This is a genomic window from Flavobacterium stagni (assembly GCF_004122105.1).
GTDB classification, from domain to species: domain Bacteria; phylum Bacteroidota; class Bacteroidia; order Flavobacteriales; family Flavobacteriaceae; genus Flavobacterium; species Flavobacterium stagni.
The window spans coordinates 14715-29468 of the sequence record NZ_SBKN01000003.1; the positions used below are offsets into that span (position 1 = coordinate 14715).

Here is a 14754-nt window from a genome sequence, read left to right on the forward strand (position 1 = left end):
ATTAAGAGTTGGGCAAAAGTTTAGAATTGAGTTGTTTTTTTAATAAATAAAACTGAATCGGATAAAAAGGAAAAGCCGTCAAAAGACTAATCACCAATCCAGGTTCCATTTCTGGGGCATTTTTCATTAAATGCAGCTGAATTTTAGATACATAAAACAATAAAACAAGTAAAAGGGTCAAAGCCCCACCCCAAACTAAGAAATGGGGAGTAAAAAATAACACACTGCAAAGTAATACCATTCCGAAGTAAACACTGAGCGCCTTTTTATTGTACTTTACAATAAAATCGTAGTTCAAATTTCCTAAGGATGCTTCAACGATTTCAGAAATGTCTTCCATAACAGGACTTTGTTCTACTACATCTGTAGTTGTTTTATTTTCAAACTGATTTATTTCTGAAACAGATAATTCTTCATCAATTAGTTCGGTTTCCGTTTCAAAAGATTCTTCATGCGATAGTGTTGAAACCGTTGTTAAATCTTCAATTTTTGAGCGCTTAAAGAATTTTAGAATCGGTTCCGTAATCACATCAAAAGTTACCATACCACCGATATCATTGATGGCGCGATAGGTGAGGGTAATGGCTAGCGGAATTAAGATGAACGTCGAAAGCCAAACTCCTAAAAAGGGTGAAATTCCGTTTTCTTGTGCTAATCGTTTCCCAAACGTGTTGACAAAGTGGAAAATGATAAAGATAATAACTGAAAACACGATAGGTAATCCAATACCGCCTTTCCGAATGATCGAACCCAAGGGCGCACCAATAAAAAACATCAGTATGCACGAGAATGCAATCATGAATTTATCATAAATGGCAATCCAATGTTTATTAATGTTTTTCGTTTTTGCTTCCATTTCAAACAACGAACTGTCAATTGTAAATCCGATATTCTCAACATTACTATAGGCATAACGGTACACATCTACCTTTTGATTTTGCGATAAATACGCTAATATATCTTGGGAAGGCATTTTTTTGGTAAAATTCGACATACCCGCAGTATTAGAAACTATACCGGAACGTGTTGCCAAGTTTTCTCCATACGATAGCGCTTCTTTTTTGTAATTGGCATTTAAAGAATCCAAAGTATATCGCAACTCAGAAATGTTTAACATCGTAAAGGTGTTGCTTAGATCTAAGCCGTTCTGACTTTCTTGATTCAATTTGGATAAGTCAATGTTAAATACATCCCGTTTAAAAGTTCCTTTGGCAAAGGGAATATTGTTGCGGGTTTCGTAATTGGTAGCGACATCTTCATAATAGGTTCCGTCGTGTAAAACCAATTTTAATGTATTAGAATCTTCACTGCTGACCAATTCCCCCGATTTTGCTTTGATTACGGTGGTAGTGCCCCCGCCATTCGGAATAGTGCGGTGAATGGTAATCCCTTCCAAAAGATTTCCTTTTTCACCTCGTTTTTTCATCACTTTGATGCTGTAATTGCCGATCTCACTAAATTGCCCTTCTGCGATCGCTAAGGCGGGTTTTAACTGTGCAATATTTCGTCTAAAATTGATGAATTTATATTCAGCGTAGGGAATAACATTATTCGCAAAGAAAAAAGAAACAACCGAAAGAACTAAAATAAAATAAGTAAGGTATTTTAACGAGCGCTGAAACGAAATACCAGAAGATTTCATGGCGGCAAACTCATAATTTTCGGCTAAACTTCCAAAGGTCATAATCGAAGCCAAAAGCACCGAAAGCGGCAATACCATGGGCACAATTCGCGGCATAGCAAACAATAAAAATTTGATAACCATTAAGGTATCCAAATCTTTACCGGCTAATTCAGAAATGAATAACCAGACAGTTTGTAATATGAAAATAAAAAATAGGATTACAAAAACCGAAGTAAATGTAATCCAGAAAGATTTTAATAAATACCGATCTATGATTTTCACCGAAACTAATCTAATTTATTGATCATGTATTTGGGGTACTTGCTCGCCACAAAAGTAAATTGATTTTTTGAAAGCGGTTGATTGGTTTTAAAAGAATTAACAGTTAATGTGGTGCGTGTTCCGTTTTTCCCAATCTCAATTAAATTATAGATGGTTTTGGTTTGTGTGTCGATGCCTAATAGAATTTCTTTACGTTGGTCCTTGGCATTATTAGGCACCAATTTGATTATCTGAATTTTTCGCCCGTTGATGTTTTGCTGAATGTCCCAGGTATACTTGTAACCACTGTTGAAAAACGTCAGCATTTTGTTGGGAGTAATCGCTTTATCATCACTTTCATTAACGCTAGAAATGGTGATTTCTTCGTCTTCGGGAACAATAGTGTAGGTTTTTTTACCGTCAAAAATTTTAGTAACTCCCATAAAATTCAAGACATATTTATTGCCTTGCAGGGTAACATTTCCTTTACTTTCTTGATTGATGTTTTCTTTGGCGTTTGTTAGGGTGTATTTAAAATCAATGACAATGTTGTCAAAACTCTTAATTTTTGCCGTAACCTGATCCAATAACGCTTTGGCTTTTTTATCCTGTGCTTGTACAGAAAACCCCAACGTAACTACCAGTACTACTGCTAAAAACTTTTTCATTTTATTCTTCGTTTTGTTCGTTATTAAAAAAATGTTCAAGGGCAACCAAGTCGGGAATATTCACCGAGCGTGCTTTGCTTCCTTCAAACGGACCCACAATTCCGGCGGCTTCTAATTGGTCAATTAATCGACCGGCACGGTTGTAGCCCAGTTTCAATTTGCGCTGCAATAATGATGCCGAACCTTGTTGAGCGGTTACAATAATTTCAGCGGCTTCACGGAACATAGAATCCCGTTCTGAGATGTCAAATTCGAGATTGACATTAGAACCTTCTTCGCCCACATATTCTGGGAGTAAATAAGCGGTTGCATAGGCTTTTTGTGAACCGATAAAATCGACTATCTTGTCTACTTCAGGCGTATCGACAAAGGCACACTGCACCCGTACTAAATCATTACCATTGGTATATAATAAATCTCCTCGACCTATTAATTGATCGGCACCTTGGGTGTCTAAAATCGTTCGTGAATCAATTTTAGAAGTTACCCGAAACGCAATACGTGCCGGGAAGTTGGCTTTAATAATCCCTGTAATCACATTTACCGACGGACGTTGTGTGGCAATAATCAAATGGATTCCAATCGCACGCGCCAATTGAGCCAAACGTGCAATCGGGGTTTCTACTTCTTTACCCGCCGTCATAATTAAATCAGCAAACTCGTCAACTACCAATACAATGTAGGGTAGGAAGCGGTGGCCGTTTTCCGGATTTAATTTTCGGGCTTTGAATTTTTCATTGTATTCTTTAATGTTTCGAACCATTGCATCTTTGAGTAAAGAGTAACGGTTGTCCATTTCAATACACAGCGAATTCAGGGTATTAATTACTTTGGTATTGTCGGTAATAATGGCATCTTCAGTATCGGGAAGTTTGGCCAAATAATGACGTTCAATTTTATTGAATAAAGTCAATTCTACCTTTTTGGGGTCAACCAACACAAATTTCACCTCTGCCGGGTGTTTTTTGTACAACAAAGAAGTGAGTACAGCATTCAATCCCACCGATTTTCCTTGACCTGTGGCTCCTGCCATCAACAAATGGGGCATTTTTGCCAAGTCAACTACAAAGGTTTCATTGGAAATGGTTTTTCCTAGAGCAATAGGCAATTCCATTTCGGCTTCTTGAAAACGCGAGGCAGAAATTACCGTTTTCATCGGAACCATGGTTGGGTTTTTATTCGGAACTTCAATACCAATGGTTCCTTTTCCTGGGATAGGAGCAATGATACGAATTCCAAGAGCCGACAGTGATAATGCAATATCGTCTTCTAAACTTTTGATTTTTGAAATACGAATACCGGCTTCGGGAACAATTTCGTATAAAGTTACCGAAGGTCCTACAGTGGCCTTGATTTGTGCGATATCAATTTTATAATTGCGTAAGGTATCGACAATTCGGTTTTTATTTTCTTCTAATTCTTCTTGATTAATTGTGATTCCAACACTTGCATATTCTTTGAGCAAATCAATCGTCGGAAATTTATAATTAGAAAGTTCGAGCGTAGGGTCAAACAAACCAAAATCCTCCACCAATTTTGCAGCAAGATTTTCTACAATAACGTCTTCATCTTGTGCTTTTTCAATAACAAAAGCATCATCATTAGTTTTAATGATTTCTTTCTGAACAGGTGTTGAAGGAGGAGCAACGGGCGGAACAATAGGCTCGTTTGGCGTCAACAGCACAGGTTCGATATCCGGTTCATGAATGGGGTCTATACCCGTTTTGTTCGGATTCAAATCTATTCCCGAATAACTGGATATTGTAGGTTTTAAGGCTTCTTTATTAATTTCAAATTGTGATTTGGGTTGCACAATTTCTTCAATCGTATAATCGGGTTGGGGTTCGTTCTCTACATCGTTAATCGCATACTCTTCAAGGTTATAAGCGGTGTCAGCCGATTCAGATGTTGAAGGGTTAATCGTTTCAAGATCCGCTTGCATGTCCGCTTTTTTCTTTTCATAAAACGCTTTTACACCATCGGGAGAAAGACGAATTTTAAAAATCAAATAGATAAGAACACTGAAAATTAAGACCAATAAAGTCCCCGTTTTTCCGATATAATCTTGAATAAATGTATTGGTTTCATAGCCAATAGTTCCGCCCAATTCAGGTATGGAATTGGCAAAAAAGCCCAAAATCATGGAAACCACAATTAGCGCAAAAAGATCCCAAAACCAAGTCGATTTTAATTTTCGTAAGGGAATGTCTAGAATTAGAAAAGCACCTGTAATGAAAAATAATTTCACAAATAAGAAAGAAGCAGCGCCAAATCCTTTGTAAATAAACGCATCAGCCAACCAAGCACCAAATTTTCCCAACCAATTTTGGGCTTCTTTGCTACGGTCAATAAATGCATTGGCTACACTTTGGTCTTCTTGTCCATTAACAAAATACGAAATAAATGCTACCAATAAGGCAACTGAAAAAAGCACCAAAAGGCAACCCAAAATAAATTTGTATTGCCTTTTCATTTTAAATTTTTTCAATGTATCCGCACCATTTTCTGGCTGCGTTTCTTTACTTGATTTCTTGGCCATTATTACGCTAAATTTCTATAAAAGTAGCAAAAAAAATTAAAGGAATTTTGGAACATAAATCATTGCACCAATAGCAACGCCTGTAAGTGCTGCAAACATAACCGCTCCTGCCGCAATATCTTTGATAAATCCAATTTTTTCATGGTATTCGGGATGAATAAAGTCGGCTATTTTTTCTGCGGCTGTATTCAATCCTTCAATAGCCACAATTAAACCGATGGCAAAGGTTTGAAACATCCATTCGGTCATGGATATTTTAAAATAAAATCCCATAGCTGTCATTACCGCACCAATGCTTAATTGTACCATCACACTGTGTTCAGTAGTAGCGAGTTTCCAAGCACCAATAAATGCAAATTTGAAACTTTTTAACCGACCGGTGACAAAGGATTTATCGCGTTGAAATTCCATGTGTAATTATTTTAAAGCTTCTAAAGCCGCTTCGTAATTGGGTTCGTTAGCTATTTCTCCCACTTGTTCCGCATGTTTTACAACACCGTTTTCATCCAATACAACAACGACACGTGAATGTAAGCCGGCTAATACGCTATCGGTAATTTCCAATCCGTAATCTTTACCAAAAGCACCCGTTTTGAAATCGGATAAGTTGATGACATTTTCTAACCCTTCCGCTCCACAAAAACGTTTTTGAGCAAAAGGTAAATCACGGGAAATACATAATACTTTTGTGTTTTCAAGAGCTGATGCCTTGGCATTGAATGTGCGAACAGAAGTTGCACATGTGGAAGTATCGATACTTGGGAAAATATTAAGAACCAATTTACTTCCTGCAAAATCAGCTAAATGTACCGTTGATAAATCGTCTTTTACTAATTCAAATGCTGGAGCTTTTGATCCCACTTCGGGTAAATTGCCTGAGGTATGTACGGGATTCCCGCCTAATGTAATTTGTGCCATTTTCTTGAATGTTTTTAGAGTTGCAAAAATATAATTTTTAAATCGAATATAACTACGTGTTTGATTGAAATTCAGATTTTATATCGAAGCGGATGCATTAAAAAAGCCCTCCGAAGAGGGCTTCAATTTATTTGTCTATCGAACCGAGTACGCGTTTCATAAAATCATTTAAGGCAGTTTTTTTGTCCTTACCTTCTTTGATCATTTTGTGGACTTCTAAGGCACCGTACATATTGGAAATCAATTCGCCAATAACATCCAGTTCCTCATCCTTAAGCGACTCCAATTCGGTTAAATGTTCCAAAACTTCAATCGTTTCCACGATATAATCTTGATCATTGTCCTCAATGAATTGCGTTAATTGTTTGATTACAGGTAGTTTCATACTTACACAACTTCTTGAATTAACTCCGCTAACACTTCAGCTTTGTTGGTTTGGGTTTGGTTGACTAAAGCGCCATTTTTAAAAGTGGCAAATGTGGGTAGGTTGTCCACTTTTGCCAATTGGCGCGAGTTTGGAAACTGTTCGGCATCCACAATCACAAAGGGAATGGATTCGTTCTGACTGGCCAACATTTTGAATTTGGGCTTCATAATGCGGCAATTTCCACACCAAGACGCTGCATATTGTACAACGACGGTTTCATTATTGGCAACAATTTCGGCTAAATTATCTTGATCTAATTCTTGAAACATGGTTTTCTCTTTTTAGCGTTAGGAATATGTTTTATAAACAGGAATCCTAACAAATATTAGTGATTTGATAAATACGAAGCAGTACTGTTACGATCCGCATTCATGGCATCTTTTCCTTTTTCCCAGTTGGCTGGACAAACTTCTCCTTTGGTTTGAACATGTGTATAAGCATCAATCAAACGTAAGTATTCGTGAACATTACGTCCTAACGGCATATCATTTACACTTTCATGGAAAATTTTACCAGTTTCGTCTACTAAATAAGTTGCGCGGTAAGTAACATTTGAACCTTCTAATAAGATTGAATCGGTATCTTCGTTGTATTCACCCGCTTCAATATCTAAAATTCCTAAAGTAGAAGATAAGTTACGAGTAGTGTCCGCTAATAATGGATACGTTACCCCTTCGATACCACCATTGTTTTTGGCAGTGTTTAACCAAGCAAAATGCACTTCATTCGTATCACAAGAAGCTCCAATAACCATCGTATTACGAGCTTCAAATTCTTCTAAAGCCGCTTGAAAAGCATGTAATTCTGTTGGACAAACAAAGGTGAAATCTTTTGGGTACCAGAAAAGCAATACTTTCTTATTGTTTTTTACCGCTTCGTCTAAAACGTTGATGCGTAAATTATCGCCCATGAAAGAGATGGCGTCTACTGTAATGTTTGGGAATTTTTTTCCAACTAATGACATGTGTATTGTGTATTAAATTAGTAATTGATTTTTAACACTGCAAAAATACAGACAACTTGAGTGTGATTCTATTAATTTTTATTATTAGTTTTTATTACAGAATAGTTTTTGGTTATTCAATAACCGTTTGTCAGTACTTCTAATCATTCAAATAAAAGTTTATATTTGTTTTTCTCAATTATAATGCAGTTAAGCGTATGAAATTTTCCAATTTATTTCGAAAGAAATCGGTTCATGATATTCTAAAACAAGTCGCAAAAAATGAAGCTGACGGACATCATGCCCTAGGAAAACATCTTACCGCCAGAGATTTAACCGCTTTTGGAATTGCAGCCATTATTGGAGCTGGAATCTTCAGTACCATTGGAAAAGCTAGTGCTGACGGTGGCCCTGCTGTTATCTTTTTATTTCTATTTACTGCGGTTGCTTGTAGCTTTGCCGCCTTTGCATATGCTGAATTTGCGTCTATGGTTCCCGTTTCAGGGAGTGCGTACACCTATTCCTATGTGGCTTTTGGTGAAATCGTAGCCTGGATTATCGGTTGGGCTTTAATCATGGAATATGCCATTGGTAACATCACGGTAGCCATTTCATGGAGTGACTATTTTACCGGACTCCTCGAGAGCGGCGGCATTCACCTTCCTCAGTGGATTCAAATGGATTATTTGACAGCCTCTAAAGGATTTGAAGAAGCTACTGCGCTCATGCATAGTGGTAAAACCTTTGAGAATTTAAGCGAAAGCGTAAAAGCGGCCTATACCGCATGGACAACAGCTCCTACATTGGGTGGATTTCATTTGGTGGCCGATTTACCAGCACTTCTCATTATCATTATTATTACCTTTTTGGTGTACCGTGGCATGAAAGAATCCCGAAATGCCAGTAATTTAATGGTGGTCGTGAAATTGTGTATAATCCTATTGGTGATTGCAGTGGGTGTGTTTTATGTAGATACCGATAATTGGAGTCCGTTTGCACCCAATGGAGTCACCGGAATTTTAAAAGGAGTGTCAGCCGTTTTCTTTGCCTATATCGGGTTTGATGCGATTTCTACCACCGCCGAAGAATGTAAAGATCCACAGCGCGATTTACCCAAAGGCATGATGTGGGCTATCATTATTTGTACTTTACTTTATATCATCATCGCCCTTGTTTTAACAGGTATGGTGTCGTATGAAAGTTTGAATGTTGGTGATCCATTAGCTTTTGTGTTTGATAAATTGGATCTAAAATGGATGTCGGGAATCATCGCGGTAAGTGCCGTGGTAGCGATGGCCAGTGTGTTATTGGTTTTTCAAATGGGACAACCCCGAATTTGGATGAGTATGAGTCGGGACGGACTCTTACCGAAACGTTATTCCAAAGTTCATCCTAAATATAAAACACCTTCGTATGCGACAATAGTCACCGGATTTGTAGTCGCTATTCCAGCGCTTTTCCTTAACTTAACGATGGTGACGGATTTATGTAGTATTGGTACGTTATTCGCATTCGTTTTGGTTTGTGCCGGAGTCTTGGTTTTGCAAAATAAACCCGATGTGCCGCGCGGAAAATTTAAAACGCCATATGTTAATGCCAAATATATTTTCCCAGTAGTATTGCTAATTGGGATGGTTTGTGCCTTGAAATTTTTCCCCCAAAATGTAGCGGATTTTGTAACCAATAAACCCAAATTAAATGATGCGGCTACCTTGGTTACTTCTTTGAGTAAAGAGGAAGCCAAAGCGGTAACTAACTATCTTTATGATTTGAAAATGATCAAAGACACTAAGGTTGATTTGGAAGCTACATTAAGTGAATACCAAAAAGACCCAAAAGCCTATCATTCTTTAGTCGATGAACTACCTATTGATCAAAGTTTGAAATACGAAGCTGGATTTGCGTTATTCCAACACAAAATCCCGATGTGGATTTTCATCGTGACTTTATTTGGATTAGCGGCTTGGGCTTACCAAAAGAATTTGTCGTTGATTCCGTTACTCGGGTTGGTGAGTTGCTTGTATATGATGGCGGAACTCAGTGTATGGAACTGGATTTATTTCACAATTTGGTTGTTGGTGGGATTAACGATTTACTTTGGTTTTAGTTATAAAAACAGTAAGTTAAACGAAAACACTCCGTTGAGTTAGGGTATCTAAATCCTATTTCTTCAAGATTTTTTTAGTGTAAACACTCCCATCGTTACATTCAATTTTTATAAGGTAAAGTCCGGACAAGAGTGAACTCATGTTTATCTCTTGAGCAACATTGCTTTGTTGGAATACGACTTTCCCATCGAGAGCGAATACGGTTAGCTGATCAATAGTTTTATTGAACGAATTGCTTAGAGTCATCGTAGTCTCCACAGGATTGGGATACGTAGTGAAATATTCAAAAGTAGTGGTAGTTAACGCATTGGCGCAGGTTACACTGTTGTCACATGGCGGGGCGTTGGTGTCTAACTGAAAGGTATTTGATATCCATCCTGAACTTACATTTGAAATTTCTCCAGCATCTACATGAATGGTAAGTAGATTAGTAGTATTACTGAAAATGATTACAGAAGGTGGAGGAGGAGGTAATAGTGCTGAGTTAACTGTTATTCGGTAACTTACGTCAGTTCCATACATAGGACTTAAATGATTGTTTTTTAAATTCACCGAGTTGAGTTGAGGAGCATTATAAATTTGAATTGCTTCTACTGCTGTGTTGCATAAATTCAAATCTACAAATGGGTAATCATAAAGAGTTACGTTTTTCAATTGTGTTAATGTATTGGGACAGAATTGAGTAATTGAAGTATCAAAATTGACACGTAAAAAAGTTACATTTTGAGGAATAACACTATTATCAATTGTTGTCCAGCCATTGGAGCCCAACCAAACTTCTTTGATTTGACTCAATGCCATCAAGCTGTTGGTTGGAATGGCATTTCCAACAGTACCCACATATTTCAAATTGGGAAAAAATTCTAATCCGTCCAAAGCGTGAATAGAACTATTCGAAATCTCAATTCGCTCGGTAGTCAATGTTTCACTAACTTCAATTTCTCCATCACCATTACTATCCAAAACAATACTGGGTTCGTTTGGATTGGAACTGTAAGCCGTGTTTACACTTAATAATTTCGCTTTTAAATTGGCATCCGGGAAATTGATGATTTGACCGAATGAAACAAAGTTGATAAACAATGCAAATAATTGTAATTTTTGTTTCATAATCAATTGGTTTAGTAGCGTAAAGTTCGAGAACTTTACTATTCGTTAAGTCAAAAATAACCTATTTCTTCAAGATTTTTTTAGTGTAAACACTCCCGTCGTTACATTCGATTTTAAGTAGATAAAGTCCGGAAAAGAGTGAACTCATATCTATCTCTTGAGCAACGTTTCTTTGTTGGTATACGACTTTTCCATCGAGAGCGAATACGGTAAGCTGATCAATTGTTTTATTGAACGTATTGCTTAGAGTCATCGTAGTTTCCACAGGATTGGGATGCGTAGTGAAATAATCAAAAGTAGGTGTAGATAACGCATTGGCGCAGGTTACACTGGTGTCACAAGGTGGTGCGTTGGTGACTAATTGATGTGGATTGCTTATAAATCCTGCATCTATTTCAGAAATTTCACCAGCATCTACATAAATTGTAAGCGGATTTGAGGTGTCACAAGTGATCCAAATAGCAGGTGGGGGTATCGAAGGTGGTGCTGAAACAATAGTGTTGCGGTATGTTACACTAGTTACAAACTGGGGAGTTAGATGATTGTTTTTTAAATTAATAGTTGTAAGGTTAGGGGCAGTATATATAAATAATGCTTTAACAGCAGTATTGCATAAATTTAAGTCAGTAAATGGATAATTTTGAAGTGAAATTTTTTTTAATTGTGTTAATGAATTGGGGCAAAACTGAGTGATCGTAGTACCAAAGTTTACATATAAAAAAGTAATATTTTGAGGAATAACACTACTATCAATGATTGTCCAGCCGTTTAAGCCCAACAAAACTTCTTTGATTTGAGTGAGTGCCATCAAGCTTTGGGTTGCAATTGGGTTACCAATTGTGTTGACATATTTCAAATTGGGGAAATACTCCAATCCCTCTAAAGAGCTAATATTACTGTTTGCAATATTGATTCTTTCAGCCAACAATGTTTCACTAACTTCAATTTCGCCATCACCATTACTATCTAGGTTAACACTGATGTAGTTTGGATTATAATAACTAGCGGTGTTTGGACTTAATAATTTCGCTTTTAAATTGGCATCTGGAAAATTGATGATTTGACCGAATGAAAAAAGGCTTATAAATAAGGCGGATAGGAGTAATTTTTGTTTCATAATCAAGCTTTTAGATGTATAAAAGTAGTATATTTTTGCAAACAAAAAAAATCCATACACTTTCGAGCATGGATTTTCAACTAAAAACTTAAAAATAAAAACTAAAGTATACCGAGTTGACGCATACAATCGGTCATTTTTTCGTAGGTGCGTTCTATGTCATTATCCAAACCTATAGAAAAACGAATTAAGCCATCGGTCAATCCCATTTCTTGTTGTTCGTCCATCGGAATTTCACTCGAAGTCGAGGTTCCCGGCGCACTAAATAAGGTTTTGTAAAAACCAAGACTTACCGCCAAATAGCCTAAATTATTGTGTTGCATTAATTCCATTAAGGCATTAGCACGGTCCAGCGAACCCACATCCAAAGTCATCATGCCACCATAACCGTATTCGTGATTCATTTGGCGGGATAAAATCATATGACTGGGATGACTTTCCAATCCCGGGTAAACCACTTTTAAGCCGTCTTTTTCAAAACGAGCCGCCAAATAGGCCGCATTGTGACTGTGTTGTTTCATGCGGATATGTAACGTACGTAGGTTTTTTAAAATGGATGCCGAACGGAAACTATCCATCGTCGGACCTAGTAACATACAAGCTCCATCATTAACATTGCGCAAATCATCAATGAATTGTTGGGTACCACAAATCACACCACCCACCGTGTCAGAACTTCCGTTTATGAATTTTGTCAAACTGTGGATCACTACGTCAGCACCCAATTTAACGGGTGCGACTTGTAAGGGTGAAAAGGTGTTGTCTACCACCAATTTTAGATTGTATTTTTTGGCCAATTGTGCCAAAGCTTGAATGTCCGCTACTTCCAATAACGGATTGCTCACCGTTTCACAATACAAAACTTTGGTATTCGGGGTAATCGCTGCTTCAACAACTTCCAATTTGGTAATGTCTACAAAGCGAGTGGCGATTTTCCATTTCGGCAACATGTTTTTCATGAACGCATAGGTACCGCCATAGATGGTGCGACTCGACACAATCTCATCGCCACTGGTACACAATTGCATCAATACCGAAGTGATCGCTCCCATACCCGATGCCGTGACATTGGCCGCTTCGGTTCCTTCGAGTGCGGCAAGGGCCTGACCCAAATAGAGGTTCATGGGTGAGGAGTGACGCGAATACAAATAACAGCCTTCAGCATTGCCTTCAAAGGTATCAAACATTGTTTTTGCCGATAAAAAGGTATAGGTGGATGAGTCTGAAATGGAAGGATTCACTCCGCCAAATTCGCCAAAATATTGTAAATCTTGTATTTGATCCGCCGGTTTAAAATCAAAAGGATTTTGCATAGGGATAGTAATATTGAGTTGGTTTGTTTCTTCAAAATTCAACTATTGTATTTTATTTTTCAAGTATTATTTCTATTTTTAGAAAATAAATCTATAAAAACTAAATAATATAGATTATAAGTTTAAATTTGTTTCAATTACAATCTTTTCTAAGAAAAAACATCCTATGGATTCAATCGATAAAAAACTGTTGGGATTAGTGCAAAATGATGCCCGAATGACCAATAAAGAATTGGCCTTAAAACTTCAAATGTCGGTTACCGCAGTTTATGAACGTATCCGAAAATTGGAACGGGAAGGGGTAATCAAAAACTATGTGGCTTTGATTGATCGCAATAAAATTGAAAAAGCGTTTATAGTGTTTTGTCACATCAAATTGGTCCAACATACCAAAGATTACTTGGTACGATTTGAATCCGAAGTCATTAAATTACCTGAAGTATTGGAATGTTTTCACGTGAGCGGGGATTACGACTATATTCTGAAAATAGCCGTAAAAGATATGGAAGCGTACCGCGATTTTATGGTGACCAAACTCACGGGATTACAGCATATCGGTAGTACCCACAGTTCGTTTATGATTGGGGAAATAAAAAACAGTACGGCCTATGAACTGTAGATTATGAATTCGATGCTTTTGATGCTTTACGAATGGCATAAATTCCGATGGTAAATAATACAAGTCCGCACACAGCCAAAAGGTATTCACTCGTTCGTAACGGTTGTTCCTCTATGAATTTATTCACTACTTTCATTATAGTAATTAATCCAATTACCATTAAGATTATACCGGCGTTTTTGCTTGATTTTTTCATAAAAAATAATACTCAAAAATAGTTAATTGTTCATGCCAAATTGAATCAATTTCTCTAGAATAGCCAATTCGACATTCTTAATTGATTTAAGATTTAGGCAATATCCTGTAATTTTTGAATTGGGGAAAAAATGGCCCAAGTGTTTTTGAATTAAATTTCGATCCGTTAATCCCATAAAGTAGATTGAGAATCCTTTCGAATTCGCACTAATTCCCAATTTATAAAATTCCCGATTTACATTGGTTTTCGTCGGTAATAGAATAGAACCATAGCCCATATTGGGATTACTAATCACTTTTCCTGTGGCATCTTTTCCATCTAAAAACCAAATGCGGCAATTGGGATATTTTTCTAAAACCTTTTGGTGAAAAAAGGTCAATTCTTCTTTCGTGTTTTCAGAAAGAGAATCCAAATATTCATTAATTGTGGTTGGAACATCCATTTTGATTTATCTAAGTTTTTTTTGGAGCTAAAGACTAAATTAGGAGTTTAGCGTTGCTTGTCGATAGGGTAATTCCCAATTTTTGTCGAGTCGGGTCAACTCTATATAATTTTTATCTTTGGGAAATTTGCGTTCCCATTTCAAAAGAATTCGGTTAAACGTCGCCCGATCTCTTTGAAGAAATGCCATCGTTGCTTTGGTAAAATAATACCACGTTTTTCCCTCTTCACCACCCAACCATTTGGTAAAAACAGTCTGCGTTTTTTGCATGTAATGAATTGCTTTTTCAATTTTATTATCCAAAGCAAATAACTGCCCCACATGCCAATAAAGGGAAGTTAAGTTGCGCACCTTTCCTTTATTTATAAATTCAAGTTGTAAGGTTGCCGCTGCTTCATAGTTTCCCGCTTTGGCAAGTGCTCTCCAACAATCAGCTCCGTCAAACTCCTGTTGCGTCAGTTGCAAACAA

16 protein-coding genes are annotated in these 14754 nt (G+C 37.1%); 2 read left to right on the forward strand and 14 right to left on the reverse strand.

Annotated elements, in window-relative coordinates; translation table 11 throughout:
* Position 1 precedes the first annotated feature (1 nt).
* The 8 genes from EQG61_RS06120 to EQG61_RS06155 form a co-directional block, all read right to left on the reverse strand.
* Positions 2–1906, reverse strand: a complete 1905-nt coding sequence (locus tag EQG61_RS06120; RefSeq protein ID WP_129461036.1) for an LptF/LptG family permease — start codon at positions 1904–1906, stop codon at positions 2–4.
* A 5-nt stretch (positions 1907–1911) separates the two neighbouring features.
* A complete protein-coding gene (locus EQG61_RS06125; protein ID WP_129461037.1) occupies positions 1912–2553 on the reverse strand; it encodes a LolA family protein in 642 nt (213 codons plus the stop codon).
* 1 nt (position 2554) lies between these two features.
* Positions 2555–5092, reverse strand: a complete 2538-nt coding sequence (locus EQG61_RS06130) for a DNA translocase FtsK (protein ID WP_129461038.1) — start codon at positions 5090–5092, stop codon at positions 2555–2557.
* 36 nt (positions 5093–5128) lie between these two features.
* The gene (locus EQG61_RS06135) at positions 5129–5503 is read right to left on the reverse strand and encodes a diacylglycerol kinase family protein (protein ID WP_129461039.1); all 375 of its coding nucleotides are present in this window, start codon (positions 5501–5503) and stop codon (positions 5129–5131) included.
* A gap of 6 nt (positions 5504–5509) precedes the next feature.
* On the reverse strand, positions 5510–6010 hold the full coding sequence (gene tpx, locus EQG61_RS06140) for a thiol peroxidase (protein ID WP_129461040.1): 501 nt from the start codon (positions 6008–6010) through the stop codon (positions 5510–5512).
* Positions 6011–6137: 127 nt separating this feature from the next.
* Positions 6138–6395 carry a DUF6952 family protein gene (locus EQG61_RS06145; protein WP_129461041.1) on the reverse strand — a complete coding sequence of 86 codons (258 nt, stop codon included), beginning with the start codon at positions 6393–6395 and terminating at the stop codon, positions 6138–6140.
* A gap of 2 nt (positions 6396–6397) precedes the next feature.
* Positions 6398–6706, reverse strand: a complete 309-nt coding sequence (locus tag EQG61_RS06150) for a thioredoxin family protein (protein WP_129461042.1) — start codon at positions 6704–6706, stop codon at positions 6398–6400.
* A gap of 56 nt (positions 6707–6762) precedes the next feature.
* Positions 6763–7401, reverse strand: coding sequence for a peroxiredoxin (locus tag EQG61_RS06155; RefSeq protein ID WP_129461043.1), 639 nt, complete (start codon positions 7399–7401; stop codon positions 6763–6765).
* A 197-nt stretch (positions 7402–7598) separates the two neighbouring features.
* Here EQG61_RS06155 and EQG61_RS06160 point away from each other — a divergent pair, with 197 nt between their 5' ends.
* Entirely contained in the window at positions 7599–9530 is a 1932-nt protein-coding gene (locus EQG61_RS06160) for an amino acid permease (protein WP_129461044.1), read from the forward strand.
* A gap of 12 nt (positions 9531–9542) precedes the next feature.
* Here EQG61_RS06160 and EQG61_RS06165 read toward each other — a convergent pair whose 3' ends face one another.
* The 3 genes from EQG61_RS06165 to EQG61_RS06175 form a co-directional block, all read right to left on the reverse strand.
* Positions 9543–10598, reverse strand: a complete 1056-nt coding sequence (locus EQG61_RS06165) for a T9SS type A sorting domain-containing protein (RefSeq protein WP_129461045.1) — start codon at positions 10596–10598, stop codon at positions 9543–9545.
* Positions 10599–10659: 61 nt separating this feature from the next.
* Positions 10660–11715: a T9SS type A sorting domain-containing protein gene (locus EQG61_RS06170; RefSeq protein ID WP_129461046.1), complete on the reverse strand. Its 1056-nt coding sequence runs from the start codon at positions 11713–11715 to the stop codon at positions 10660–10662.
* Between the two features lie 101 nt (positions 11716–11816).
* On the reverse strand, positions 11817–13028 hold the full coding sequence (locus EQG61_RS06175; RefSeq protein ID WP_129461315.1) for an aminotransferase class I/II-fold pyridoxal phosphate-dependent enzyme: 1212 nt from the start codon (positions 13026–13028) through the stop codon (positions 11817–11819).
* Positions 13029–13194: 166 nt separating this feature from the next.
* Here EQG61_RS06175 and EQG61_RS06180 point away from each other — a divergent pair, with 166 nt between their 5' ends.
* On the forward strand, positions 13195–13647 hold the full coding sequence (locus tag EQG61_RS06180) for an Lrp/AsnC family transcriptional regulator (protein WP_129461047.1): 453 nt from the start codon (positions 13195–13197) through the stop codon (positions 13645–13647).
* 1 nt (position 13648) lies between these two features.
* Here the strand turns inward: EQG61_RS06180 and EQG61_RS06185 are convergent, their stop codons facing one another.
* Genes EQG61_RS06185 through EQG61_RS06195 form a run of 3 tightly spaced genes read right to left on the reverse strand, consistent with a single transcriptional unit; the run spans position 13649 to position 14750 of the window.
* Positions 13649–13843 carry a hypothetical protein gene (locus EQG61_RS06185; protein ID WP_129461048.1) on the reverse strand — a complete coding sequence of 65 codons (195 nt, stop codon included), beginning with the start codon at positions 13841–13843 and terminating at the stop codon, positions 13649–13651.
* Positions 13844–13865: 22 nt separating this feature from the next.
* Entirely contained in the window at positions 13866–14285 is a 420-nt protein-coding gene (locus tag EQG61_RS06190) for a hypothetical protein (RefSeq protein WP_129461049.1), read from the reverse strand.
* Between the two features lie 39 nt (positions 14286–14324).
* The gene (locus EQG61_RS06195; protein ID WP_129461050.1) at positions 14325–14750 is read right to left on the reverse strand and encodes a hypothetical protein; all 426 of its coding nucleotides are present in this window, start codon (positions 14748–14750) and stop codon (positions 14325–14327) included.
* Between the last annotated feature and the right edge of the window lie 4 nt (positions 14751–14754).

Coding starts and splice junctions, on each gene's coding strand:
- EQG61_RS06125 (WP_129461037.1), bottom strand. CDS start 2,553: ATGAAAAAGTTTTTAGCAGTAGTACTGGTAGTTACGTTGGGGTTTTCT.
- EQG61_RS06130 (WP_129461038.1), bottom strand. CDS start 5,092: ATGGCCAAGAAATCAAGTAAAGAAACGCAGCCAGAAAATGGTGCGGAT.
- EQG61_RS06135 (WP_129461039.1), bottom strand. CDS start 5,503: ATGGAATTTCAACGCGATAAATCCTTTGTCACCGGTCGGTTAAAAAGT.
- tpx (WP_129461040.1), bottom strand. CDS start 6,010: ATGGCACAAATTACATTAGGCGGGAATCCCGTACATACCTCAGGCAAT.
- EQG61_RS06145 (WP_129461041.1), bottom strand. CDS start 6,395: ATGAAACTACCTGTAATCAAACAATTAACGCAATTCATTGAGGACAAT.
- EQG61_RS06150 (WP_129461042.1), bottom strand. CDS start 6,706: ATGTTTCAAGAATTAGATCAAGATAATTTAGCCGAAATTGTTGCCAAT.
- EQG61_RS06155 (WP_129461043.1), bottom strand. CDS start 7,401: ATGTCATTAGTTGGAAAAAAATTCCCAAACATTACAGTAGACGCCATC.
- EQG61_RS06160 (WP_129461044.1), top strand. CDS start 7,599: ATGAAATTTTCCAATTTATTTCGAAAGAAATCGGTTCATGATATTCTA.
- EQG61_RS06165 (WP_129461045.1), bottom strand. CDS start 10,598: ATGAAACAAAAATTACAATTATTTGCATTGTTTATCAACTTTGTTTCA.
- EQG61_RS06170 (WP_129461046.1), bottom strand. CDS start 11,715: ATGAAACAAAAATTACTCCTATCCGCCTTATTTATAAGCCTTTTTTCA.
- EQG61_RS06175 (WP_129461315.1), bottom strand. CDS start 13,028: ATGCAAAATCCTTTTGATTTTAAACCGGCGGATCAAATACAAGATTTA.
- EQG61_RS06180 (WP_129461047.1), top strand. CDS start 13,195: ATGGATTCAATCGATAAAAAACTGTTGGGATTAGTGCAAAATGATGCC.
- EQG61_RS06185 (WP_129461048.1), bottom strand. CDS start 13,843: ATGAAAAAATCAAGCAAAAACGCCGGTATAATCTTAATGGTAATTGGA.
- EQG61_RS06190 (WP_129461049.1), bottom strand. CDS start 14,285: ATGGATGTTCCAACCACAATTAATGAATATTTGGATTCTCTTTCTGAA.